Annotated in this window: 1 protein-coding gene; it reads left to right on the top strand. The window is 64.6% G+C overall.

Annotation, left to right across the window (positions count from 1 at the left end; translation table 11 throughout):
* Positions 1-271 (top strand): thymidylate synthase (locus tag SB822_RS57350; RefSeq protein WP_410859142.1); only part of this gene is annotated, 271 nt, incomplete at both ends.

Here is a 271-nt window from a genome sequence, read left to right as displayed (position 1 = left end):
CCAGATGCGTTTCGACCTCGGCGCGGGCTTCCCGCTGGTCACCACCAAGAAGCTGCACCTGCGCTCGATCATCCACGAGCTGCTGTGGTTCCTGCAGGGCGACACCAACATCGCCTACCTGACCGCCAACAAGGTCAGCATCTGGGACGAATGGGCCGACGAGAACGGCGAGCTCGGCCCGGTCTACGGCAAGCAATGGCGCAGCTGGCCCGATGGCAAGGGCGGCACGATCGACCAGATGCAGTGGCTGGTGGAGGAGATCAGGCGCAAC

The organism is Paraburkholderia sp. SIMBA_054 (genome assembly GCF_046534875.1).
Classification (GTDB): domain Bacteria; phylum Pseudomonadota; class Gammaproteobacteria; order Burkholderiales; family Burkholderiaceae; genus Paraburkholderia; species Paraburkholderia hospita.
Note: the sequence above shows the minus strand (reverse complement) of the source record. Positions and strands in the feature narration are given on the sequence as shown.